General features: G+C 59.2%; 22 protein-coding genes. 11 read left to right on the top strand and 11 right to left on the bottom strand.

Annotated elements, in window-relative coordinates:
- Nucleotides 1-208: 208 nt before the first annotated feature.
- Nucleotides 209-1,759 (bottom strand): nitric oxide reductase transcriptional regulator NorR, encoded by a 1,551-nt coding sequence (gene norR, locus QF010_RS16225; protein ID WP_429533510.1) that lies wholly within the window; start codon nucleotides 1,757-1,759, stop codon nucleotides 209-211.
- Between the two features lie 156 nt (nucleotides 1,760-1,915).
- Here norR and hmpA point away from each other — a divergent pair, with 156 nt between their 5' ends.
- On the top strand, nucleotides 1,916-3,097 hold the full coding sequence (hmpA, locus tag QF010_RS16220) for an NO-inducible flavohemoprotein (RefSeq protein ID WP_429533509.1): 1,182 nt from the start codon (nucleotides 1,916-1,918) through the stop codon (nucleotides 3,095-3,097).
- Between the two features lie 94 nt (nucleotides 3,098-3,191).
- On the opposite strand, the gene QF010_RS16215 is transcribed toward hmpA, so the two are convergent.
- The 5 genes from QF010_RS16215 to QF010_RS16195 form a co-directional block, all read right to left on the bottom strand.
- Nucleotides 3,192-3,848, bottom strand: a complete 657-nt coding sequence (locus tag QF010_RS16215) for a helix-turn-helix transcriptional regulator (RefSeq protein ID WP_429533508.1) — start codon at nucleotides 3,846-3,848, stop codon at nucleotides 3,192-3,194.
- Between the two features lie 92 nt (nucleotides 3,849-3,940).
- Nucleotides 3,941-5,068 carry an NAD(P)/FAD-dependent oxidoreductase gene (locus QF010_RS16210; protein ID WP_429511936.1) on the bottom strand — a complete coding sequence of 376 codons (1,128 nt, stop codon included), beginning with the start codon at nucleotides 5,066-5,068 and terminating at the stop codon, nucleotides 3,941-3,943.
- Nucleotides 5,069-5,109: 41 nt separating this feature from the next.
- On the bottom strand, nucleotides 5,110-6,057 hold the full coding sequence (locus QF010_RS16205; RefSeq protein ID WP_429533507.1) for an ornithine cyclodeaminase family protein: 948 nt from the start codon (nucleotides 6,055-6,057) through the stop codon (nucleotides 5,110-5,112).
- A gap of 126 nt (nucleotides 6,058-6,183) precedes the next feature.
- Nucleotides 6,184-7,671 carry an ATP-dependent RNA helicase RhlB gene (gene rhlB, locus QF010_RS16200; RefSeq protein WP_033056432.1) on the bottom strand — a complete coding sequence of 496 codons (1,488 nt, stop codon included), beginning with the start codon at nucleotides 7,669-7,671 and terminating at the stop codon, nucleotides 6,184-6,186.
- A gap of 98 nt (nucleotides 7,672-7,769) precedes the next feature.
- The gene (locus QF010_RS16195; protein ID WP_033056431.1) at nucleotides 7,770-8,426 is read right to left on the bottom strand and encodes an alpha/beta hydrolase; all 657 of its coding nucleotides are present in this window, start codon (nucleotides 8,424-8,426) and stop codon (nucleotides 7,770-7,772) included.
- Between the two features lie 467 nt (nucleotides 8,427-8,893).
- Here QF010_RS16195 and QF010_RS16190 point away from each other — a divergent pair, with 467 nt between their 5' ends.
- The 4 genes from QF010_RS16190 to QF010_RS16175 all read left to right on the top strand — a co-directional run bounded on the left by QF010_RS16190 (nucleotide 8,894) and on the right by QF010_RS16175 (nucleotide 13,052).
- The gene (locus QF010_RS16190) at nucleotides 8,894-9,922 is read left to right on the top strand and encodes an amino acid ABC transporter substrate-binding protein (protein ID WP_033056430.1); all 1,029 of its coding nucleotides are present in this window, start codon (nucleotides 8,894-8,896) and stop codon (nucleotides 9,920-9,922) included.
- A gap of 65 nt (nucleotides 9,923-9,987) precedes the next feature.
- Nucleotides 9,988-11,169, top strand: a complete 1,182-nt coding sequence (locus QF010_RS16185; RefSeq protein WP_033056429.1) for an amino acid ABC transporter permease — start codon at nucleotides 9,988-9,990, stop codon at nucleotides 11,167-11,169.
- Nucleotides 11,170-11,179: 10 nt separating this feature from the next.
- On the top strand, nucleotides 11,180-12,277 hold the full coding sequence (locus QF010_RS16180) for an amino acid ABC transporter permease (protein WP_429533506.1): 1,098 nt from the start codon (nucleotides 11,180-11,182) through the stop codon (nucleotides 12,275-12,277).
- A gap of 10 nt (nucleotides 12,278-12,287) precedes the next feature.
- Entirely contained in the window at nucleotides 12,288-13,052 is a 765-nt protein-coding gene (locus tag QF010_RS16175) for an amino acid ABC transporter ATP-binding protein (protein ID WP_008147575.1), read from the top strand.
- 65 nt (nucleotides 13,053-13,117) lie between these two features.
- Here QF010_RS16175 and QF010_RS16170 read toward each other — a convergent pair whose 3' ends face one another.
- A complete protein-coding gene (locus tag QF010_RS16170; RefSeq protein WP_033056427.1) occupies nucleotides 13,118-13,606 on the bottom strand; it encodes a type II toxin-antitoxin system MqsA family antitoxin in 489 nt (162 codons plus the stop codon).
- The gene (locus QF010_RS16165; RefSeq protein ID WP_033056426.1) at nucleotides 13,603-13,914 is read right to left on the bottom strand and encodes a type II toxin-antitoxin system MqsR family toxin; all 312 of its coding nucleotides are present in this window, start codon (nucleotides 13,912-13,914) and stop codon (nucleotides 13,603-13,605) included. The genes QF010_RS16170 and QF010_RS16165 overlap by 4 nt, the downstream gene beginning before the upstream one ends.
- A gap of 167 nt (nucleotides 13,915-14,081) precedes the next feature.
- Between QF010_RS16165 and QF010_RS16160 the strand changes: the two genes are divergently transcribed.
- The 5 genes from QF010_RS16160 (at nucleotide 14,082) to QF010_RS16140 (ending at nucleotide 17,993) form a co-directional block, all read left to right on the top strand.
- Nucleotides 14,082-14,741: a FadR/GntR family transcriptional regulator gene (locus QF010_RS16160; protein WP_033056425.1), complete on the top strand. Its 660-nt coding sequence runs from the start codon at nucleotides 14,082-14,084 to the stop codon at nucleotides 14,739-14,741.
- The gene (locus QF010_RS16155) at nucleotides 14,731-16,038 is read left to right on the top strand and encodes a CynX/NimT family MFS transporter (protein WP_429511939.1); all 1,308 of its coding nucleotides are present in this window, start codon (nucleotides 14,731-14,733) and stop codon (nucleotides 16,036-16,038) included. Before QF010_RS16160 ends, QF010_RS16155 begins: the two co-directional genes overlap by 11 nt.
- A 100-nt stretch (nucleotides 16,039-16,138) precedes the next feature.
- Nucleotides 16,139-16,609, top strand: coding sequence for a nuclear transport factor 2 family protein (locus QF010_RS16150; protein ID WP_429533505.1), 471 nt, complete (start codon nucleotides 16,139-16,141; stop codon nucleotides 16,607-16,609).
- 39 nt (nucleotides 16,610-16,648) lie between these two features.
- The gene (locus QF010_RS16145; RefSeq protein ID WP_429511940.1) at nucleotides 16,649-16,969 is read left to right on the top strand and encodes a GIY-YIG nuclease family protein; all 321 of its coding nucleotides are present in this window, start codon (nucleotides 16,649-16,651) and stop codon (nucleotides 16,967-16,969) included.
- An 88-nt stretch (nucleotides 16,970-17,057) separates the two neighbouring features.
- Nucleotides 17,058-17,993, top strand: coding sequence for a glutathione S-transferase family protein (locus tag QF010_RS16140; protein ID WP_429533504.1), 936 nt, complete (start codon nucleotides 17,058-17,060; stop codon nucleotides 17,991-17,993).
- A gap of 162 nt (nucleotides 17,994-18,155) precedes the next feature.
- On the opposite strand, the gene QF010_RS16135 is transcribed toward QF010_RS16140, so the two are convergent.
- Nucleotides 18,156-18,506 carry a glutaredoxin family protein gene (locus QF010_RS16135; RefSeq protein ID WP_201185824.1) on the bottom strand — a complete coding sequence of 117 codons (351 nt, stop codon included), beginning with the start codon at nucleotides 18,504-18,506 and terminating at the stop codon, nucleotides 18,156-18,158.
- Entirely contained in the window at nucleotides 18,506-19,510 is a 1,005-nt protein-coding gene (gene yejK / locus QF010_RS16130; RefSeq protein WP_008147593.1) for a nucleoid-associated protein YejK, read from the bottom strand. The genes QF010_RS16135 and yejK overlap by 1 nt, the downstream gene beginning before the upstream one ends.
- Nucleotides 19,511-19,904: 394 nt before the next feature.
- On the opposite strand from yejK, the gene QF010_RS16125 reads away from it, so the two are divergent.
- Nucleotides 19,905-20,186: an HU family DNA-binding protein gene (locus tag QF010_RS16125; protein WP_007905514.1), complete on the top strand. Its 282-nt coding sequence runs from the start codon at nucleotides 19,905-19,907 to the stop codon at nucleotides 20,184-20,186.
- 102 nt (nucleotides 20,187-20,288) lie between these two features.
- On the opposite strand, the gene rlmF is transcribed toward QF010_RS16125, so the two are convergent.
- Nucleotides 20,289-21,311 (bottom strand): 23S rRNA (adenine(1618)-N(6))-methyltransferase RlmF, encoded by a 1,023-nt coding sequence (gene rlmF / locus QF010_RS16120; RefSeq protein ID WP_033056419.1) that lies wholly within the window; start codon nucleotides 21,309-21,311, stop codon nucleotides 20,289-20,291.
- Nucleotides 21,312-21,508 lie beyond the last annotated feature (197 nt).

Below are 21,508 nucleotides of genomic sequence, written 5' to 3'. Positions count from 1 at the left end.
CAGCTATCGATGCCGGGTTATCGACTTGTTGCGGGCAGGCTTTAGGCCAAATGCCCAAACGGTAACCCCCAGTGGCGAGGGAGCTTGCTCCCGCTCGGCTGCGCAGCAGTCGCAAAATCGGACGGCCTGATACAGGGCGGAGCCTGATTTGGGAGCGCTTCGCGCTCCAGCGGGAGCAAGCTCCCTCGCCACAAGGGTTAGGCGGCGCTCATTTCATGCCCAATCGTTTGGCCATTCTTCCAAGATTCGCCCGATCCAAGCCTAGCTCACGCGCTGCACTCGCCCAATTGTTATGGTGCCGTTCCAGACAGGCGTCGATCAGTCGACGCTGATAATCCTCGGTCGCCGCCCGCAAGTCTCCCGAGACCAAAGCAGCAGGGCTGACAGGGACTGGATCAGTTGCAAGCTCAACGCTGCCATTGGGCAAATCCAGATCCGCCGCGCTCAAACTGAGAATCTTCGGCCGCTCCTTGCAGTTACCCAGCGCCTTCAAGGCGCTGCGGCCAATCAAGTGCTCCAGCTCCCGCACATTGCCCGGCCATGCATACGCCAGCAATGCAGCCTGTGCATCGCTGTTCAGGCGCAGGCTATTGAGGCCCATGCGTGAACGGTTCTGCTCGAGGAAATAGCCGCTGAGCAGCAGCACATCCCGCCCACGATCGCGCAGAGCGGGCACCAGCAACGGATAAACGCTCAGACGGTGATAGAAGTCGGCACGGTAGCGGCCGCTGCGCACTTCCTCGGCCAGGTCGCGGTTGGTCGCGGCGATCAGACGTACGTCCACCTGATGTTCTTTGTCTGACCCCAATCGCTGCAATTGACCGCTTTGCAGGACGCGCAGCAATTTGGCCTGGACGGTCAGGGACAGTTCACCGACTTCATCGAGAAACAGCGTGCCGCCATTGGCCAGTTCAAACTTGCCGCGCCGATCGTTCATCGCGCCGGTGAAGGCGCCGCGGACGTGGCCGAACAATTCGCTTTCCACCAGCGTCTCCGGCAGCGCGGCACAGTTGAGGCTGATGATCGGCTTGTCGGCTCGGGGCGATGCGGCGTGGATGGCTTGGGCGACCAGTTCCTTGCCGACCCCGGTTTCGCCGGTGATCAGCACGGTAAGATCGCTGCCGCCCACCAGATTGATTTCTTCCACCAGCCGTTTGTGGGCCTTGCTCTGGCCAATCATCTCGCGGTTCTGCTGGCCGCTGGCTTGTCGGTAAACCTCGGCACGCTGATGTTCGTCTTCGACACGATTGGCCAGTCGTTCGATGCGCTCGGCGGCGTTGACCGTGGCGGCGGCGAGGCTGGCGAAGGCTTCCAGGGCGTCCAGTTCGATCGGTTTGAAGCGCTCCGGATCGAGTGCATCGAGGGTCAACAAACCCCATGGACGCTCGTCGATAAACAGCGGGCAACCCATGCAGTCGTGGACTTCCAGATGATCATCGAGGCCATCGATCAGGCCGTCGTAAGGGTCGGGCAAGTCGCTGTCGGCGGCGAAACGGGTCGGGCCGTGGCTGCTGAGCAGCGCTTCGAAGCGCGGGTGTTCGCTGACTTTGAAGCGTCGGCCGAGGGTGTCGGTGCTCAACCCGTCGACGGCCAGCGGCACCAGCCATTCGCCATCAAGGCGCAGCAGGGCAGCAGCATCGCACGGGAGCAAGGCGCGCATGGCTTCGAGCAAGCGCCGATAACGCTCGCCTTCGGGGAGTTCGCGGGACAGGTCGGCGACCAGTGGCAGCAGTGTGGTTAGCAAGGCTTTTGCAGTCATAGTGACTCCATGTAGTCGGTATGACTATAAGTCAGTGTGTGTCGATATGACTATAAAGAATTTAACTTGTTGATTTATAACGTTTTAATTACTGGCACGGAAACTGATAAGTACAAGGCAGTCAGTTAGCAATCCAAGTAGATCAGGAGTCGCCTTATGCTTAGCGTTCAAGACCGTGCAATCGTCAAATCCACCGTGCCCTTGCTGGAAAGCGGTGGCGAAGCATTGATCACTCATTTCTACCGCATGATGCTGTCCGAGTACCCGGAAGTCCGCCCGCTGTTTAACCAGGCCCACCAGGCCAGCGGTGATCAGCCGCGCGCTTTGGCCAACGGTGTCTTGATGTATGCGCGGCACATCGACCAGCTCGACCAGTTGGGCGACCTGGTGGCCAAGATCATCAACAAGCACGTGGCCCTGCAGATCCTTCCGGAACATTACCCGATTGTCGGCGCCTGCCTGCTGCGAGCCATCTCTGAAGTGCTGGGCGACGAGATCGCCACACCTGAAGTGATGGCCGCCTGGGGGGCTGCTTACGGCCAATTGGCCGACATCCTGATCGGCGCCGAAACCAGCATCTACGACCAGAAGGAACAGGCACCCGGCGGCTGGCGCGGGGCGCGGGAGTTCATCGTGGCGTCCAAGGTGGAGGAGAGCGCGGAAATCATCTCGTTCTACTTCGAACCGGCTGACAAAGGCCCGATTCTGGCGGCAGAACCCGGTCAGTACATCGGCATGAAACTGATCCTCGATGGCGAAGAGATTCGTCGTAACTATTCGCTGTCGGCCTTGGCCAACAAGGGCCAGTACCGGATCAGCGTCAAGCGTGAAACCGGTGGCCGCGCCTCCAACTATCTGCACGATCAACTGCATGTAGGCGCAAAAATTCAGCTGTTCCCGCCATCGGGCGAGTTCACCCTGACCGACAGCGTCAAACCGTTAGTGCTGATCAGCGGCGGTGTAGGCATCACTCCGACGCTGGCGATGCTCGAAGCGGCGCTGGCAACCGAGCGGCCGGTGCACTTTATCCACTGCGCGCGTAACGGTAGTGTTCACGCCTTCCGCGACTGGATCGATGGCTTGGCCGAGCGTCACCCGCAGCTCAAACGCTTCTATTGCTACGACGAAGATGATGGCGTGAGCCCGGCGGCGAACAAGGTTGGCCTGTTGAGCCAGGAGCAACTGGGCGAGTGGTTGCCGCAGCAGCGCGATCTGGATGCTTACTTCCTCGGACCTAAAGGCTTCATGGCGGCGGTCAAACGTCACCTCAAAGCGCTGGGTGTGCCGGAGAAGCAGAGCCGTTACGAATTCTTCGGGCCGGCTTCGGCGTTGGAGTAACCGCTTATCTTGTAGGAGCACGCCTTGCCGGCGAAGGCGATCTTGAGGACGCCTTCGCCGGCAAGCCGTGCTCCTACGAGTGTGTGTCGGTCTTTCAGCTCTTCAGTTCTTTCAAATGTTTGTACACCGTTGCCCGCCCCATGTTCAGCACGTTCGCCACATAGTTGGAGGCGCTTTTGCCTTTGAAGGCGCCCTCGGCGTGCAGTGCCAGCACCAGTTCGCGTTTATGGTCACGGGTCAGCAGGTTCAGGCTCAGCTGACGTTCGCGAAGCCAAGCGTGGAGGAAGGTGTTGATGCGCTCCTGCCAGTCATCGCGAAACAGTGAGTCCGGTTGCGGAATCAACTTGCTCGGCGACAGGAACAGGTCCAGCGCGGCTTTGGCGTTTTCGAACAACGAAATATTCAGATTGATGCACAGCACCGCCAGCGGATGACCTTCGCTGTCGCGCAGCACGCTGCTCAGGCTGCGAATCTTCTGACCATCCCAATTGAGCTTTTCGTACGGCCCGATGTTTCGTTCGCTGATCTCTTCGCTGAGCATGTCCTCCAGCGCCGAGTCGTCACCGACTTCGCGTTTGGACAGGTTGTTGGCGATGTAGTCGACCTTCTGGGTGCGCAGATCGTGCAGCACCACCTCGGCGTGAGGAAAGAACAACGTGGCGATGGCATCGGCGATCGCACGGAAGTTATCCAGTGGCGAGCGCTCCAATGGAGAGTCATCAAGGACCGGTTCTTGTTCTTGGGCGTTCATAAAGTGCAGCTCCAGACAGCATCAGCGCCCCGTCAAAAAAGGGCGCTGGAAGTTTGCCGCAATCGTGTCGATACGTCACTCGCGTCCGAAAGTCAGCCCAGTCGCGAAGGGGACAGCATCTGAGTGTTCAGACCGAAGCGAGTCAGTTGCTCGGGCAAGGCTTCGCCGCGTACCAGTGCAGCGCTCGCCTGGCCCATGGCCGGTGAGGTCTGGATGCCATAACCGCCTTGTGCCGCTACCCAGAATAACCCCGGCACCTGCGGATCGAAACCGGACAGCAAATCACCGTCGCTCACGAAACTGCGCAAGCCGGCCCAGGTGCGGGTCGGACGGCGGATGGTCAGGGTGGTGGCTTCTTCGATCTGGTAGATGCCCATCGCGATGTCCAGCTCTTCAGGCTGCACGTCGTGTGGTTCCACCGGGTCGGCGTTGGCTGGCGAGCCGAGGAACATTCCGGCGTCGGGCTTCATGTAGAAGGATTCGTCGAGGCTGACCAGCATTGGCCAATGGTGGATGTCCACGCCCTCGGGGCCGGCGAAGATGAACGCCGCACGGCGCTTGGGTTGCAGGCCCAGTGGTTTGGCACCGGCGAGCTCACCGATTTTGTCGGCCCAGGCACCTGCCGCGTTGATGATGATCGGAGCGCTGAAGGTTTGACCGTTGGTTTGTACGTGCCATACACCTTCGGCGTCACGGGTCAGGCTCAGGACTTCGCTGTCAGTATGAACTTCGCCCTTGTTGCGTCGGATACCGCGCAGGTAACCCTGGTGCAAGGCATCGGTGTCGATGTCGCTGGCGGTCGGGTCGTAAATCGCACCATGGACCTTTTCCCGACGCAGGATCGGCAGGCGCACGCAGGCTTCGTCGGCGCTGAGCATCTGCATTTCCGGCACCGTGGCTTTGGCGCTCAGGTATTGATTGTTCAACTCGTCCGGGTCGCCGGTGAAGTCCACGGTCATCTCGCCACGCGGAGTCAGCAGCGGGTGTTCGCAGAAACCGGCCGGCGGCGCGTCGAAGAAATCACGGCTGGCCTGGGTCAGCGCCCGAACCTGCGGTGTGCCGTAGGCGGCGGTGAACAGCGCCGCTGAACGTCCGGTGGAGTGGTAAGCCGGATGGGACTCGCGTTCGAGCACGATCACTCGGGCGTGCTGCGACAACCAGAAACCGGTGGAAGCACCGGCAATCCCGCCGCCGATGATGATGAAATCTGCCTGGCTCATGAACGTCTCCTGATGGGGCGTAAATGCCGAAATTTGTGGTGTTAGTGCTGTAGGCGGTAAAGGGCATTGGCCAGTGCAATGTCTTCCAGGCCCAGACCGATGGAGCGGAAGAACACATGGCGGTCATAACCAGGGCGCTGGACTTTTTCGCTGAGCAGATCGGGCAGGTCGCCGATGATCGCGTTTTTGTCCCAGCCATGTTGTTCACCGGCAATCAGCATCTCGCCGGCCGAGCCCGGGGTGGTCAGACGATAGTCACAGAACACCTGCATGTCATTGAGGCTCTGCGGCGGCACTTCATGGGCACGCGGTGCGTTGGTGCTGATCGAGGTGATCAGCGCCGGTTTGCTCAAGCTTGACGGGTCGATCACCGGGCCTGCGGACGAGGTGCAGAGCATGATCACGTCGGCGTCTTGCACGGCTGCTTCACGACTGTCGACGATGGTCAGGCGTGGATCGAGGCTCTTGAGTTGCGCCAATACTTCGGGATTCTTGTCACTCAGGCTCGGCGAGTAGAGGCTGATGCTCTGCCAGTCGCGCAGACCTTTGACGTAGTGCAAGTGCGCCTGGGCGACTTTGCCGCTGCCAATGATCGCCAGGCGTTTGGCTTTGAGCGGGGCGAGGGCGTCGACCGCCACGGCGGTTGTGGCAGCGGTGCGCGCCGTGGTCAGTTCGCCTGCATCGCAGAGCAGCAACGGCTGGCCGGTCTGCATCGACATCAGCAGCGTCCAGGCGGTCACCAGCGGGCCTTGTTCACGCACGATGTACGGCGAGGTCTTGACCCCGTACACGCCGTCTTCGGCCAATACGCCCAGATAGTTGATGAAGTCGCCAGCGCCCTGCGGGAATTCCACCAGTTGCTGCGCCGGTTGCACAGCTTGCCCGGCGGCCAGGTCGCGGAACAGCTTGCGCAGGATCTGCGGCACGTCGACCTGCGCCAGCAGCTCGCGGGCCTGAGGTTGGGTGATCACGTAAGGCGTACTGGACATGGTCGGCTCCGGGAGCTGGAAGTAAACTAATTTGTCCATTATGGACTTTTAGTTGTCTCGATCAATCTCCGGACGAAAAAAAAGCGCAGTCCGTTTCCGGCTGCGCCTCTTTTAGTGCGACCCGTGTTACGGGCGCTTGCGCTCAACCGCCCGCAGCAGATGCGTCGGTGGCGTTTCGCAACTGATCTTGCGACCCAGCAGCGCCTCGATGGACGGTAGCTGGTAGGAGTCGTCTTCACCGGCAAAGCTGATGGACACGCCATCGGCGCCGGCACGACCGGTACGACCGATGCGATGCACGTAGTCGTCCGGGACTTCCGGAAGGGTGAAGTTGATCACGTGGCTGATGCCGTCGATGTGGATGCCGCGACCGGCCACATCGGTGGCGACCAGGACGCGGATCTTGCCTTCGCGGAAACCTTCCAGGGTCTTGATGCGCTTGTGCTGCGGCACGTCGCCGGACAGTTGCGCGGCGTTGACGCCGTCACGCACCAGGCGTTCTTCGATGCGCCGCACTTCATCCTTGCGGTTGGCGAACACCATCACCCGCTCCCAACCATTGTCGTTGACCAGGTTGTAGAGCAGTTTGTATTTGTCGGCACCGGCCACGGCGTAGATGTGTTGCTCGACGTTTTCGCTGGCCACGTTCTGGGACTCGATCTCGACGATCGACGGGTCGGTGGTCCATTGCTTGGCCAGGTTCATCACATCTTCGGTGAAGGTCGCGGAAAACAGCAGCGTCTGACGCTCGTTTTTCGGCGGAGTCTGGCGAATGATCTGACGCACTTGTGGGATGAAACCCATGTCGAGCATCCGGTCGGCTTCGTCCAGGACCATGACTTCGACCATGTCCAGGTGCACGTCGCCGCGCTGGTTGAAGTCGAGCAGGCGGCCCGGGGTGGCCACGAGAATGTCGCAATGACGGGCTTCGAGGTGCTTGAGCTGCTTGTCGAAGTCCATGCCGCCAACAAACGTCATGACGTTGAGGCCGGTGTATTTGGTCAGGTCGGCTGCGTCCTTGGCGATCTGCACCACCAGTTCACGGGTCGGCGCGATGATCAGCGCCCGCGGCTCGCCCATGTAACGCTCTTTCGGCGGCGGGGTTTCCAGCAACTGGGTGATGATCGAAATCAGGAACGCTGCGGTTTTGCCGGTGCCGGTCTGGGCGCGGCCAATGGCATCTTTGCCGGCCAGGGTAAAGCCGAGGACTTGTGCCTGGATCGGCGTGCAATACGGGAAGCCCAGGTCCTGGATGGCGTGCATCAGTTCGGGGGCAAGTTTGAAATCGTGAAAACGGGTTTTGCCTTCCTGGGGTTCGACGGCGAAGTCTTCGAGTTTCCAGGGGATAACCGGTGCTTTCGGCTTCGGTTCGCGACGCGGTCGGGCAGGTTTCGCAGCTTCGCTGCTCGGTTCTTCAGAGGCTTGAGCCTCAACGGGTTGGACGGCCGGTGTGGCCATCGGCTCGTGCTTCGGTACCGCTACGGTTGCGGTCCGGCCAGACTGATTACCGTCGGTGCGGTGGCTGGGATGGTGAGAAGGAGCGCTGGAGACTGGCGCGAGCTGCTCAGTCTCGCTTTTACCGAACATTTTCTTGAGTGCTTTGAGCACGGTCATCTCATCAATTGATTAAGGAATATACGCCGGCCAGTGTAATGCAAGAATCGGGCGCGGCGTAGTGGGATGGATCAATGGGCTGCTTTTCACATAAACAGTTAACGCAAGCGCTCGGCGAGCCAGACACCAATGTCGCGAATCTCCTCGGGTAACACTTCGTGGCCCATTGGGTATTCCTGCCATGTCACGGTGACACCATGCTGCTTTAAATACTCGTAGGCGGTGCGGCCCATGGCGTTTTGAACGACGTCATCGTACTGGCCGTGTAAAGACAGCACGGGAATGCGCTGCTGGCTGGCGGAAAGCTCCAGTTCATCACTGAAGGTCGGTGCATAAGTCGAGAGGGCAAGTACGCCACCCAGCGGTCCCTGCCATTTCAAAAACGCGGCGTGTAACGCCACCGCACCACCTTGGGAGAAACCTGCCAAAAATATCCGCGAAGCGTCTATTCCGCTGGCGCGCTGCACGTCGATCAATTTAATGACCCTGTCTGCCGACTCTTCCAGCTGCTCGCGGTTGATCGCGCGCGCCGGGCTCATGGCCAATATGTCGTACCAGCTTGGCATCTCGTAACCACCATTGATGGTCACGGCGCAGGTCGGTGCCTGAGGCAGAACGAAGCGGGTGGTCAGCAGGCTTTCCTGTAACGCCTCGGCCACCGGCAGGAAGTCGTAGCGATCGGCGCCCAGGCCGTGCAGCCAGATAACGCAGGCATCTGCGGGCTTCACGGGCTGAAGAATCAAGGGCTCGGTCATGGTTGCTCCAATGTTGTGCAGGCGCTCTCATTGAGTGCGAGGTCTGAGGGCATGCCTGGTTGATCAGTTAATAAGATGTCGCAAGGCTACAAGTTTTGCTATTGACCTGTCGCACAATCGCTTCGGCGAGCGGTCTGGTACGGGCTTTGCTATGGGGAAACGGTGCAACCCATCTCGCGCCTTGCGGTAACACTATCAGTGTACTGCTGGCGGTGGGATAGCAAAGAATCCGGTGATGGATGTTCGCCAGTGGCCGCTACGGGCTTCGCGAACGTGAAAGGGCTACCGCCCGTTCGGCCGATTGGTGAGAAGTGAGTTGTCCATGATGTGGATTTTCTCCTACTAGACTCATAGCGCAGGTCTTACGTCGGTTGACCCCAAAAAAAGCCAACACGGGTCAACAACGCCTCATAAGGGTGCGACTGGACTCAAGCTCCGACACAACAAGAGCAAAACTGGAGGTTTGAATGAAGATGTTGAAATCCACCCTGGCGATCGTGACTGCAGCCGCAGTACTCGGTGTCAGTGGGTTCGCTCAGGCGGGTGCAACCCTGGATGCAGTGCAGAAGAAAGGTTTCGTACAGTGCGGCGTCAGTGACGGTCTGCCTGGCTTCTCGGTTCCGGACTCCACTGGCAAGATCATCGGCATCGATGCTGACGTCTGCCGCGCTGTGGCCGCTGCCGTATTCGGCGACGCGACCAAGGTCAAATTCAGCCAGTTGAACGCCAAAGAGCGCTTCACCGCGCTGCAGTCCGGCGAAATCGACGTGCTGTCGCGTAACACCACCTGGACCAGCTCCCGCGATTCGGGCATGGGCCTGGTGTTTGCTGGCGTGACGTACTACGACGGCATCGGCTTCCTGGTGAACAACAAGCTGGGCGTGAAGAGCGCGAAAGAGCTCGACGGCGCCACCATCTGCATTCAAGCCGGTACCACCACCGAGCTGAACGTTTCCGACTACTTCCGCGGTAACGGTCTGAAATACACCCCGATCACCTTCGACACCTCCGATGAAAGCGCCAAATCGCTGGAATCCGGTCGTTGCGACGTGCTGACCTCCGACAAATCCCAGCTCTACGCACAACGCAGCAAGCTGGCGACCCCGACCGACTACGTCGTTCTGCCGGAAACCATCTCCAAGGAGCCTCTGGGCCCGGTCGTGCGTAAAGGCGACGAAGAGTGGTTCAGCATCGTCAAGTGGACCCTGTTCGCGATGCTCAACGCTGAAGAAATGGGCATCACCCAGAAAAACGTTGAAGCTGAAGCCAAAGCCACCAAGAACCCGGACGTTGCTCGTCTGCTGGGCACTGACGGTGAATACGGCAAAGACCTGAAAGTGAAGAAAGACTGGGTCGTGCAGATCGTCAAGCAAGTGGGTAACTACGGTGAAGTGTTCGAGAAAAACCTCGGCAAAGGCACTCCACTGGCCATCGACCGCGGGCTGAACGCTCTGTGGAACAACGGCGGCATTCAATACGCACCACCAGTGCGCTGATGGTTCTATCACCCGGTGGGCCAACCACCGGGTGATGTTCTGTTCCATTATTTGCGGGGCACTTCATGCAAAATTCAATCGGCGCACCAAAGCAGAGGCTCAGCCTCAGCGATCCAAAAGTGCGTGCGTGGCTATTTCAGATCATCACCATTGTGGCGGTGGTCTCGATGGGCTGGTATCTGTTCGATAACACACAGACCAACCTTCAACACCGGGGCATTACCTCCGGCTTCAGCTTTTTGGAGCGCAGTGCCGGTTTCGGCATCGCTCAACACCTGATCGACTACACCGAATCGGACTCGTATGCCCGGGTGTTTGTCATCGGCCTGCTCAACACGCTGCTGGTGACCTTCATCGGCGTGATCCTGGCGACGATCCTCGGGTTCATCGTTGGTGTGTCACGGCTGTCGAAGAACTGGATCATTGCCAAGCTGGCGACGGTGTATGTGGAGGTGTTCCGTAACATTCCGCCGCTGCTGCAAATCCTGTTCTGGTACTTCGCGGTGTTCCTGACCATGCCGGGGCCACGCAACAGCCATAACTTCGGCGACACCTTCTTTGTCAGCAGCCGTGGCCTGAACATGCCGGCCGCATTGACGGCGGATGGTTTCTGGCCGTTTGTGGTCAGCATCGTCGTGGCCATTGTCGCCATCGTGCTGATGAGCCGCTGGGCGACCAAGCGCTTCGAAGAAACCGGCGTACCGTTCCACAAGTTCTGGGTGGGCCTGGCGCTGTTCTTTGCGATCCCTGCGCTGTGCGCATTGATCTTCGGCGCGCCATTGCACTGGGAAATGCCGAAGCTGCAAGGCTTCAACTTCGTCGGTGGCTGGGTACTGATCCCGGAACTGCTGGCGCTGACCCTGGCCCTGACGGTGTACACCGCGGCGTTCATCGCCGAGATCGTGCGTTCGGGCATCAAGTCGGTCAGCCACGGCCAGACGGAAGCGGCGCACTCGTTGGGATTGCGCAACGGTCCGACCCTGCGCAAGGTGATCATCCCGCAAGCCCTGCGCGTGATCATTCCGCCGCTGACCAGCCAATACCTGAACCTGGCGAAGAACTCCTCGCTGGCGGCCGGTATCGGTTATCCGGAAATGGTTTCGTTGTTTGCCGGTACGGTGCTGAACCAGACCGGGCAGGCGATCGAGGTGATTGCCATCACCATGAGCGTGTACCTGGCGATCAGTATCAGCATTTCCCTGCTGATGAACTGGTACAACAAGCGCATTGCGCTGATCGAGCGGTAAGGAAAAGCGCATGACGACTCATACTTTCAAACCTGACATGCCGCCACCGATCAAAGTCTTCGGGCCGGTGGCGTGGATGCGCGCCAACATGTTTTCCAGCTGGCTCAACACCTTGCTGACCCTGTTTGCGTTCTACCTGATCTACCTGGTGGTGCCGCCGATCCTGCATTGGGCGATCCTCGATGCCAACTGGGTCGGCACCAGCCAGGCCGACTGCACCAAGGAGGGCGCCTGCTGGGTGTTCATCCAGCAGCGCTTCGGTCAGTTCATGTACGGCTACTACCCGGTGGACTTGCGCTGGCGCGTGGACCTGACCGTGTGGCTGGCGGTCATCGGCGTGGCACCGTTGTTTATCTCGCGCGTTCACCATAAAGCGGTATACGGGCTGAGCTTCCTGGTGCTGTACCCGATCATTGCCTACTTCCTGCTGCATGGCGGCGTGTTCGGCCTGAGCACCGTGGCGACCAGTCAGTGGGGCGGGTTGATGCTGACCCTGGTGATCGCCACCGTCGGTATTGCCGGTGCATTGCCGCTGGGGATCATCCTGGCGCTGGGCCGTCGTTCGAACATGCCGGCGATTCGCGTGGTCTGCGTGACCTTCATCGAATTCTGGCGCGGCGTGCCGTTGATCACGGTGCTGTTCATGTCCTCGGTAATGCTGCCGTTGTTCCTGCCTGAAGGCATGAACTTCGACAAACTGTTGCGGGCGCTGATTGGCGTGATCCTGTTCCAGTCGGCTTACGTGGCCGAAGTGGTGCGCGGTGGTCTGCAAGCGATTCCAAAAGGTCAGTACGAAGCGGCTGCGGCGATGGGCCTCGGTTACTGGCGCAGCATGGGCCTGGTGATTTTGCCGCAAGCCCTGAAGCTGGTGATCCCTGGCATCGTCAACACCTTCATTGCGCTGTTCAAGGACACGAGCCTGGTGATCATCATCGGCCTGTTCGACTTGCTCAACAGCGTCAAACAAGCCGCCGCCGACCCGAAATGGTTGGGCATGGCCACCGAAGGCTATGTGTTCGCGGCCCTGGTGTTCTGGATTTTCTGTTTTGGTATGTCGCGCTATTCCATGCATCTGGAACGCAAGCTCGACACTGGCCACAAGCGTTAGGAGTTCTGTAATGAGCGAAGCAATCAAAAAGCCTGTGAGCCCTGAAGGCATTATTCAGATGCAGGGCGTGAACAAGTGGTACGGCCAGTTCCACGTGTTGAAAGACATCAACCTGAACGTTAAACAGGGCGAGCGTATCGTCCTGTGCGGCCCGTCGGGTTCCGGCAAATCCACCACCATCCGTTGCCTCAACCGTCTGGAAGAACACCAGCAGGGCCGCATCGTGGTCGATGGCGTGGAACTGACCAACGACCTCAAGCAGATCGAATCGGTCCGTCGTGAAGTCGGCATGGTGTTCCAGCACTTCAACCTGTTCCCGCACCTGACCATCCTGCAGAACTGCACGCTGGCGCCGATGTGGGTGCGCAAGATGCCCAAGCGCAAGGCCGAAGAAATCGCCATGCATTACCTGGAACGCGTCCGCATTCCAGAGCAGGCGCATAAATTCCCGGGGCAACTGTCCGGCGGTCAGCAACAGCGTGTGGCGATTGCCCGCGCCCTGTGCATGAAACCGAAAATCATGCTGTTCGACGAACCGACCTCGGCTCTCGACCCGGAAATGGTGAAAGAGGTGCTGGACACCATGATCGGCCTGGCCGAAGACGGCATGACCATGCTCTGCGTGACCCACGAAATGGGCTTCGCCCGCACCGTGGCCAACCGCGTGATCTTCATGGACAAGGGCGAAATCGTCGAACAGGCCGCGCCGAACGACTTCTTCGATAATCCGCAGAATGAACGGACCAAGCTGTTCCTGAGCCAGATTCTGCATTGATTGGCGCTTGGTAAAGCAATAAACCCGGACAGTGTTCCGGGTTTATTTTTGCCCGTTATTCAGGGTCAGGATGCCAGCACCGTCTCCTGTTCAGGGAAGCGTGCGGCCAGCAGCCGCTTCAACTCGGAGCCTTCGTTCATCGCTTGTATTTCAGCAAGCAGGTGAGGATGGCGATCCAGTAGACGCATCAGCGTGAACAATGCTTGAGGAGGTGGGAGCTCGCCGCGCTCGTATCGTGAAAACGCGTTGTGGCCAGCGCCGGAAAGCAGCTTCACCGCGACCTTCTGAGTGAGGTGCAGTTTGCGGCGGATACGCTTCATCTCGCTGCCCATGATTTGAAAGCAGTCTTCGAGCAGTTTATCGCCAGCGTCGGAGTAGCGCTCGGCGCTGTCAGTATCATTATCGAAAATGATTTCACCGCAGACCTTGCACTCCCAGCCGGCAATATCGTGCACCCAGCGTGAAACGTTCTTGTAGTCGACACTGAGGCTGCGACCTTCGAAATGTTGCATGGCATGTTGGGTGCCGCAACTCATGCATTGCCGCGTATTCATATGTTCTTCTCCTTGAAAGAGATCACCGGAGGGCCGCCGTTGGAGCAATAGGTCACTTTGATGTAGAGCTCCAAGTCATGAAATGTAGTGTGGTAAACGTCTTGCCAGTTTCGGTGATCGGTGTAGCAAGTCATCGACTTGTAGAGCATCCGGCGTTCCAGCGAGCAAATGATTGACTCCATACCTCGCAGGGACAATCCCATTCGCTTGCCGGAACTCAATGCAACTTGAGTAAATGCTTTGGCTCCTTGCCTCCTGACTTCATCCTTGATGACTAACAAGGCGTAGTGGGGTGTGTTCTTTTCCATAAGAAGCCGTGAACCCTATCCCTGAAATTACCCTTAAAGGGTAATTTTGACTAATCGAAAATCCCGCTCCATTTCCCTCTCCCTGACCGTAGGCGGTTGCCGTCCTACACGTAGCTGACTAACATGTCAGAAAATTCATCCTATGATTGGATGAAAGGGCGAATCCTATGTCAGACATTTCTCCGCTAGTTAAACGGTCCCTGGTCGACCAGGCACTGGACCAGTTACGCCTGCGCATCACTGAAGGCGTCTGGACGGTGGGCCAACGCTTGCCCACCGAACCTGAGCTGTCCGCCGAGCTGGGCATCAGTCGCAATACCGTGCGTGAAGCCATGCGCGTATTGGCGTTTTCCGGGTTGATCGAAATCCGTCAGGGCGACGGCAGCTATTTGCGGGCGGTGGTCGATCCACTGGACACCCTGAAGGCGTTGTCCCGCTGCTCCCATGAACAGGCCCGTGAAACCCGGCACATTCTGGAAGTCGAGGCCATCGGCCTGGCCGCATTACGGCGTACCGACGAAGACCTGGTGGCATTGCGCGAGGCGTTGGGCGTCAGTGGCAGCCACTATCACGGCGATCTCGACACGTATATCGCCTGCGATCTGGTGTTCCACCGACGTTTGGTGGATGCCGCGCATAACCCGACCCTCAGCGAGCTGTACCGCTATTTCTCCAGCGTTGTCGGCGCGCAATTACGCGAAACCCTGAACATTTCCCCCCGACGCCAAGAGGTGTTCGACCTGCATATCGAACTGCTTGATGCCGTCGAGCAACGCGACCCGGAACGGGCCAAAGCCCTGTCGAGGCAGTTGATCAATGAACCTTGAAACCGAGAACCCCATGTCCAGCCGCAACAGCCACATCACGCAGCCCAAGCGCACCGCAGAGCTCGAAGAGCTGTTGATCGACGCCGAGGCGGATGACGAACAGGTCCAGCAAAGTCACCCGATTCTGCGGCGGCCGTGGCTGTTATTGCTGGGCCTGATTCTGGTAGCGCTGAACCTGCGCCCGGCGCTGTCGAGCATGGCGCCGATGCTCAGCGAGGTGTCGAAAACCCTTGGTTTGTCGGCAGCCCAGGCCGGTTTGCTGACGACGTTGCCGGTGCTGTGCCTCGGTTTGTTTGCACCGCTGGCGCCCGTGCTGGCACGACGTTTTGGCGCCGAGCGAGTGGTGCTGGGCATTCTCTTGATGTTGGCCGGCGGGATCATCCTGCGCAGTTCGTTCGGCGAGATCGGCCTGTTTGCCGGCAGCGTGCTGGCCGGTGCGAGCATCGGTGTGATCGGTGTATTGCTGCCCGGCATCGTTAAACGCGACTTTGCGAAACACGCGGGCACCATGACCGGCGTCTACACCATGGCCCTGTGCCTGGGGGCGGCGATGGCTGCGGGTGCGACCGTGCCGTTGAGCGAGCATTTCGACAAGAGCTGGGCCTTGGGCCTCGGCTTCTGGGTGGTTCCGGCATTGGTCGCGGCGATTTTCTGGTTGCCACAAGTCGGGCAGAAACACGGTGCGCACAACGTCGCGTATCGGGTCCGCGGCCTGTTGCGTGATCCACTGGCCTGGCAAGTGACGCTCTATATGGGCCTGCAATCTTCTCTGGCCTACATCGTGTTCGGCTGGTTGCCGTCGATCCTGATCGGTCGCGGCCTGACGCCGACCCAGGCGGGTCTGGTGCTGTCAGGCTCGGTCATCGTTCAGTTGGCGAGTTCACTGGCGGCACCATGGCTGGCGACGCGTGGCAAGGATCAGCGTCTGGCGATCGTCATCGTCATGCTGCTGACCCTTAGCGGCCTGTTCGGTTGTCTTTACGCACCGATCGAAGGCCTGTGGGGCTGGGCGATCCTGCTGGGTCTGGGGCAGGGCGGTACGTTCAGTCTGGCGTTGACCCTGATCGTGCTGCGTTCACGGGACGCCCATGTCGCAGCGAATCTGTCGAGCATGGCCCAAGGCTTCGGTTACACCCTGGCGTCCATGGGGCCGTTCGCGGTCGGCATCGTGCATGACTGGACCGGCGGCTGGAACGCCTTGGGCTGGATTTTCGGCATCATCGGCCTCGGGGCGATCATCGCCGGCCTCGGCGCCGGACGTTCGCTGTACGTCCAGGTCGTAAGCGAAAAGGTCTGATACCCGCACACTGTCGGTATTCGGCTCACGAATGCCGATAGTGTTTCGCGCCTTTGTTGACTATCGTGCAGGCAATCTTGCAAACGTTCGGAGCCTGTCCATGAGTGATGCCCACAACGCATTGATCACCCAGTTCTACCAAGCCTTCCAGCGGCTGGATGCCGAGGCCATGAGCGCCTGCTATACCGACGACGTGGTGTTCAGTGATCCGGCGTTCGGCGAGTTGCACGGCCAAGAGGCCGGCGACATGTGGCGCATGCTCACTACCCGGGCCAAGGATTTTTCCCTGACGTTCGATAACGTGCGCAGCGATGAGCGCACGGGCGGCGCCCATTGGGTGGCGACGTACCTGTTCAGCCAGACCGGCAACACCGTGGTCAACGACATTCAGGCACGTTTTGTTTTTCGCGACGGTAAGATTTGCGAGCATCACGACAGCTTCGATATGTGGGGCTGGTCCCGACAGGCGCTGGGTTTCAAAGGGTTGTTGTGGGGCTGGACGCCAGCGGTGAGGAACGCGGTTCGCGCGCAGGCCTTGAAGGGGCTGAAGGCATTCCAAGCCAGTCGCTGATAAGATCGCGGCTTGTTTCCTACAAGCCTTGATCGTCACGTGAACACCGCCAGCGAATCTTCCGTCATTGCCGCCGAACCAACGCTGCCCGTCAGCAAACCCTGGTTCGTCTACCTCGTTCGCGCGGCCAATGGTTCGCTTTACTGCGGGATCAGCGATGATCCCGTGCGCCGCTTCGCCACCCACCAGAGCGGCAAGGGCGCGCGCTTTTTTCTCTCCAGCCCTGCTGTGGCATTGGTTTACACCGAAGCCTGCCGCGACAAAAGCGAAGCGCTGCGTCAGGAACGGCTGATCAAAAAACTCAAGAAAAGCGCCAAGGAATGCCTGGTGGCGAGTGCTGCTGCGGGCTTATCAATCTGACTGATAAGTGTCCATCAGGCAGATGGGTGGGCTGCACGTGGAATGCGCGCTAAGCTGCGGATACATTATTCGTGCGGCGGAGCCGAGCATGTCCGAGTTGATTCTTCATCATTACCCGACGTCCCTTTTTGCCGAAAAGGCTCGCCTGCTGCTGGGTTTCAAAGGCTTGTCCTGGCGCTCGGTGAAGATCCCGCCGATCATGCCGAAACCTGATCTGACCGCCCTGACCGGCGGCTACCGCAAGACGCCGGTGTTGCAGATTGGCGCGGATATCTATTGCGACACGTCGCTGATCGCCCGTCGTCTGGAACAGGAAAAAGCCTTGCCGGCGTTCTTCCCGGACGGTCAGGAAATGATCACCGCGACCTTTGCCGCATGGGCGGATTCGGTGGTGTTCCAGCACGCGGTCAGCCTGGTGTTTCAACCGGAATCGATCGCCGTGCGCTTCGCAAAGTTACCGCCGGAAGCGATCAAGGCGTTCATTGCCGATCGCGCGGAGTTGTTCAGCGGTGGTAGTGCCACACGGTTGTCGGCCGAACAAGCCCGGCATCAGTGGCCGACTATCATGGCGCGTCTGGAGCAACAGCTTCAGCGCGAGCAGGGCGACTTCCTGTTCGGCGAGCCGTCGATTGCCGACTTTGCCCTGGCCCATCCGTTGTGGTTCCTCAAGGCCACGCCCGTCACGTCACCGTTGGTCGATGCTTATCCGGCGGTTTCGGCATGGTTGGGACGCGTGTTTGGCTTCGGTCATGGCGCATTCAGCGAGATGAGTTCGGAGGAGGCGCTGGAGGTTGCGCGCAATGCTACACCGGCCGCATTGCCGGATGAGCAATTCGACGAACCGAATGGGTTTGAGGCTGGCCAGCAGGTGGCCATTGCCGCCGTCGATTACGGCGTTGACCCGGTGGTGGGTGAGTTGCTGTTTGCGGGCAGTGAAGAATTAATTCTGCGTCGTGAAGACGAGCGGGGCGGTGTGGTGCATGTGCACTTTCCGCGCTTTGGCTTCCGCATCGAAGCAAAGTAGGTTATTTCGCGAATGGTTGGACGGGTTCTGTGGCGAGGGAGCTTGCTCCCGCTTGAGTGCGCAGCACTCATGAAATAGGCATTCATTGCGGAGAGTTTGGGTCTGCTGCGCAGCCCAGCGGGAGCAAGCTCCCTCGCCACAGGGGGTTGAGTGAGGCTCGGGTTACTTCAACGCTGCAAGAATCGCATCCGGGTCATACCCGCGAATCAACGTCCCATTCACATCAATGATCGGAATCCCGCCGCCACCCAGCGCCTCGTAGGCTTTGCGCGCCTCGGCATCCTTCTCGATATCGAACTCCTTGTACGGAATGCCCTTCTGATCGAGAAAACGCCGGGTCAGTTTGCAGTAGCCACACCATTCAGTGGCGTAGAGCACGACGTTGGCCTTGGCTTGAGTCTGCTCCGACACCACCTGCGCCGGATGGAACACCCGCTCGATCTTGCCCCAGTTCTGGTAGACCACGACCACCAGCAGGATCAGCAGGAATTTCTTCAGTACGCCGCCGAGCATCAGTTACGTCGCTTGAGCTGATCGGTGAGTTGGGTCGGCAGACCTTTGATGATCAGCGTGCCCGCTTCTTCGTCGTATTCGATCTTCGAGCCCAGCAGGTGCGCTTCGAAGCTGATGGACAGGCCTTCGGCGCGACCGGTGAAGCGGCGGAACTGGTTGAGGGTACGTTTATCTGCGGGAATCTCCGGCGACAGGCCGTAGTCCTTGTTGCGGATGTGATCGTAGAAGGCCTTCGGACGCTCTTCGTCGATCAGCTCCGAGAGCTCTTCCAGGCCCATGGGTTCGCCCAGTTTTGCCTGGCTGCTGGCGTAATCCACCAGGGTTTTGGTTTTCTCGCGGGCGGATTCTTCCGGCAGGTCTTCGCTTTCGACGAAGTCACTGAAGGCCTTGAGCAGGGTGCGGGTCTCGCCGGGGCCGTCGACGCCTTCCTGGCAGCCGATGAAGTCGCGGAAATACTCTGAAACCTTTTTGCCGTTCTTGCCTTTGATGAACGAAATGTACTGCTTGGACTGCTTGTTGTTCTGCCACTCGGAAACGTTGATCCGTGCCGCCAGGTGAAGTTGGCCCAGGTCCAGGTGCCGGGACGGGGTCACGTCCAGCTGATCGGTCACTGCAACGCCTTCACTGTGGTGTAGCAGCGCGATCGCCAGGTAATCGGTCATGCCTTGCTGATAATGCGCAAACAGCACGTGGCCGCCCACAGAGAGGTTCGACTCTTCCATCAGCTTTTGCAGGTGTTCCACCGCCACACGGCTGAACGCTGTGAAATCCTTGCCGCCATCGAGGTATTCCTTCAGCCAGCCGCTGAACGGATGCGCCCCGGACTCGGCATGGAAGAAACCCCAGGCCTTGCCTTGTTTGGCGTTGTAGCTCTCATTGAGGTCGGCAAGCATGTACTCGATGGCACTCGACTCGGCCAGTTCGGAGTCGCGGGCGTGGAGAACTGCGGGTGTGCCGTCGGGTTTTTTGTCGATCAGGTGGACGATGCAATGGCGGATCGGCATGGGCTTCTCGGCTGATTGAAGAGAGGAGGGCGTGCTCCCCCAAAAAGTGCCAAGTGTACCGCAACCACTGGTTTTGGCGCGGCACGAAGGGCAATTCGCAGGTGTCTGATGGCGCTTATGCTGTTTTTTACAGTTTTAGAGCAATAAAGCTGACCAAATGGGTAGCTAGAGGCGGATATTTCCCCGTCTCTGTGCTAGTTTTGCCCGGTCTTACGCGAAGTCACTGCGTTAAGCGTGCATTCAGCATTTGTCAGGTCGAACCAAACCCTGATTTCGGTATCTATAACCCCGATCCCGTGGTTATTGGCCGAGGGTGCCAGATCCAGAAGATCGGGCTCGATGGCTGACACTGCACTCTGCAATCCATATGAATTTGATAGGGAAGGAACACTACATGGCTCTTACTAAAGACCAACTGATCGCCGACATCGCTGAAGCTATCGACGCGCCAAAAACCACCGCGCGTAACGCTCTGGACCAACTGGGCCAAATCGTTGCCGATCAGCTGGAAAACGGCGGCGAAATCACTTTGCCAGGTATCGGCAAACTGAAAGTGACTGAGCGTCCTGCCCGTACCGGCCGCAACCCTTCGACTGGCGCTGCCATCGAAATCGCTGCCAAGAAAGTTATCAAGCTGGTTGTGGCCAAAGGCCTGACCGACGCTGTTAACAAGTAAGACGCAGTAAAAAAAGCCGTGCTCCGGAGTGATCCGGGCACGGCTTTTTTGTGTCTGCGATTCAGCGACTGACTAAGGGCCAATCGCCGTTTCAGCTGCTACTCAGCTTTTTTTAACCCAACGTTCGCGCCAGACCTGCTGCTCGGATTTGGTCTGGAAGGTCCAGGCGACGAAGCGGCTTTGCTTCTGCCCCTGGGACATTTCCACGACCTGGCTTTCCAGTACGCCGGCCTTTTTCAGCGCCGTCTGGATCGCCGGCAGATTGGAGGCTTTCGAGACCAGGGTGCTGAACCAAAGCACTTTGTGCTGGAAATGCGCGCTCTCGGCGATCAGTTGCGTCACAAACCGTGCTTCGCCACCTTCGCACCACAATTCTGCCGATTGACCGCCAAAGTTCAGCACAGGCAGTTTGCGTTTTGGATCGGCGCGGCCCAGCGCGCGCCATTTACGCTCGCTGCCCTTGGTCGCTTCGTCCATCGAGGCGTGGAACGGCGGGTTGCACATCGTCAGGTCGAAGCGTTCGCCGGGTTCGAGCAGGCCCAGCAGAATGTGCTTGGGATTGCTTTGCTGGCGCAACTGGATGGCCTTGTTCAGCCCGTTGGACTGGACGATGGCTTTGGCGGCGGCCACGGCCGTCGGGTCGATTTCCGAGCCGAGGAAGTGCCAGCGGTAGTCGCTGTAGCCGATCAACGGATAAACGCAGTTGGCGCCCATGCCGATATCGAGCACCTTGACCGGCGCACCGCGCGGGATCTCACCGTCGTTGACGCTGGCCAGCAGGTCGGCCAGGAAGTGCACGTAATCGGCACGGCCCGGAACCGGTGGGCAGAGGTAATCGGCCGGGATGTCCCAATGGGCGACGCCGTAGAACGACTTGAGCAACGCACGGTTGAACACCCGCACCGCGTCCGGGCTGGCGAAGTCGATGCTTTCCTTGCCGTACGGGTTGATGATCACGAACTTCGCCAGTTCCGGCGTGGTTTTGATCAGCGCCGGGAAGTCGTAACGACCCTGGTGGCGGTTGCGCGGGTGCAGGCTGGCCTTCTCACGGGGCTCCACGGCTTTGGCCGGGGTCGCGGAATCAGGCTTTTTGCGCGCAGGTCTTGGTGTGCGGGGGGCGTTCATGGGCGTTGTCGATTCGGGTATGGCTAAAAGTGGCGGGTATTGTCCCACATCTATGAGGCAACACCGACCAATTGTAGGAGTGAGCCTGCTCGCGATTGCGGTGAAACAGTCACCGATGATGGTGTCTGGCACACCGCAATCGCGAGCAGGCTCACTCCTACAGGAGATTTGTGGTGATTTGAAATAAAAAAGGGAGG

Origin of the sequence: Pseudomonas silensiensis (genome assembly GCF_050434865.1) — a bacterium.
GTDB lineage: Bacteria > Pseudomonadota > Gammaproteobacteria > Pseudomonadales > Pseudomonadaceae > Aquipseudomonas > Aquipseudomonas fluorescens_W.
Note: the sequence above shows the minus strand (reverse complement) of the source record. Positions and strands in the feature narration are given on the sequence as shown.

What these genes read in the sequence shown, in the direction of transcription:
- norR (WP_429533510.1), bottom strand. Translation starts at nt 1,759, where the DNA reads ATGACTGCAAAAGCCTTGCTAACCACACTGCTGCCACTGGTCGCCGAC.
- hmpA (WP_429533509.1), top strand. Translation starts at nt 1,916, where the DNA reads ATGCTTAGCGTTCAAGACCGTGCAATCGTCAAATCCACCGTGCCCTTG.
- QF010_RS16215 (WP_429533508.1), bottom strand. Translation starts at nt 3,848, where the DNA reads ATGAACGCCCAAGAACAAGAACCGGTCCTTGATGACTCTCCATTGGAG.
- QF010_RS16210 (WP_429511936.1), bottom strand. Translation starts at nt 5,068, where the DNA reads ATGAGCCAGGCAGATTTCATCATCATCGGCGGCGGGATTGCCGGTGCT.
- QF010_RS16205 (WP_429533507.1), bottom strand. Translation starts at nt 6,057, where the DNA reads ATGTCCAGTACGCCTTACGTGATCACCCAACCTCAGGCCCGCGAGCTG.
- rhlB (WP_033056432.1), bottom strand. Translation starts at nt 7,671, where the DNA reads ATGACCGTGCTCAAAGCACTCAAGAAAATGTTCGGTAAAAGCGAGACT.
- QF010_RS16195 (WP_033056431.1), bottom strand. Translation starts at nt 8,426, where the DNA reads ATGACCGAGCCCTTGATTCTTCAGCCCGTGAAGCCCGCAGATGCCTGC.
- QF010_RS16190 (WP_033056430.1), top strand. Translation starts at nt 8,894, where the DNA reads ATGAAGATGTTGAAATCCACCCTGGCGATCGTGACTGCAGCCGCAGTA.
- QF010_RS16185 (WP_033056429.1), top strand. Translation starts at nt 9,988, where the DNA reads ATGCAAAATTCAATCGGCGCACCAAAGCAGAGGCTCAGCCTCAGCGAT.
- QF010_RS16180 (WP_429533506.1), top strand. Translation starts at nt 11,180, where the DNA reads ATGACGACTCATACTTTCAAACCTGACATGCCGCCACCGATCAAAGTC.
- QF010_RS16175 (WP_008147575.1), top strand. Translation starts at nt 12,288, where the DNA reads ATGAGCGAAGCAATCAAAAAGCCTGTGAGCCCTGAAGGCATTATTCAG.
- QF010_RS16170 (WP_033056427.1), bottom strand. Translation starts at nt 13,606, where the DNA reads ATGAATACGCGGCAATGCATGAGTTGCGGCACCCAACATGCCATGCAA.
- QF010_RS16165 (WP_033056426.1), bottom strand. Translation starts at nt 13,914, where the DNA reads ATGGAAAAGAACACACCCCACTACGCCTTGTTAGTCATCAAGGATGAA.
- QF010_RS16160 (WP_033056425.1), top strand. Translation starts at nt 14,082, where the DNA reads ATGTCAGACATTTCTCCGCTAGTTAAACGGTCCCTGGTCGACCAGGCA.
- QF010_RS16155 (WP_429511939.1), top strand. Translation starts at nt 14,731, where the DNA reads ATGAACCTTGAAACCGAGAACCCCATGTCCAGCCGCAACAGCCACATC.
- QF010_RS16150 (WP_429533505.1), top strand. Translation starts at nt 16,139, where the DNA reads ATGAGTGATGCCCACAACGCATTGATCACCCAGTTCTACCAAGCCTTC.
- QF010_RS16140 (WP_429533504.1), top strand. Translation starts at nt 17,058, where the DNA reads ATGTCCGAGTTGATTCTTCATCATTACCCGACGTCCCTTTTTGCCGAA.
- QF010_RS16135 (WP_201185824.1), bottom strand. Translation starts at nt 18,506, where the DNA reads ATGCTCGGCGGCGTACTGAAGAAATTCCTGCTGATCCTGCTGGTGGTC.
- yejK (WP_008147593.1), bottom strand. Translation starts at nt 19,510, where the DNA reads ATGCCGATCCGCCATTGCATCGTCCACCTGATCGACAAAAAACCCGAC.
- QF010_RS16125 (WP_007905514.1), top strand. Translation starts at nt 19,905, where the DNA reads ATGGCTCTTACTAAAGACCAACTGATCGCCGACATCGCTGAAGCTATC.
- rlmF (WP_033056419.1), bottom strand. Translation starts at nt 21,311, where the DNA reads ATGAACGCCCCCCGCACACCAAGACCTGCGCGCAAAAAGCCTGATTCC.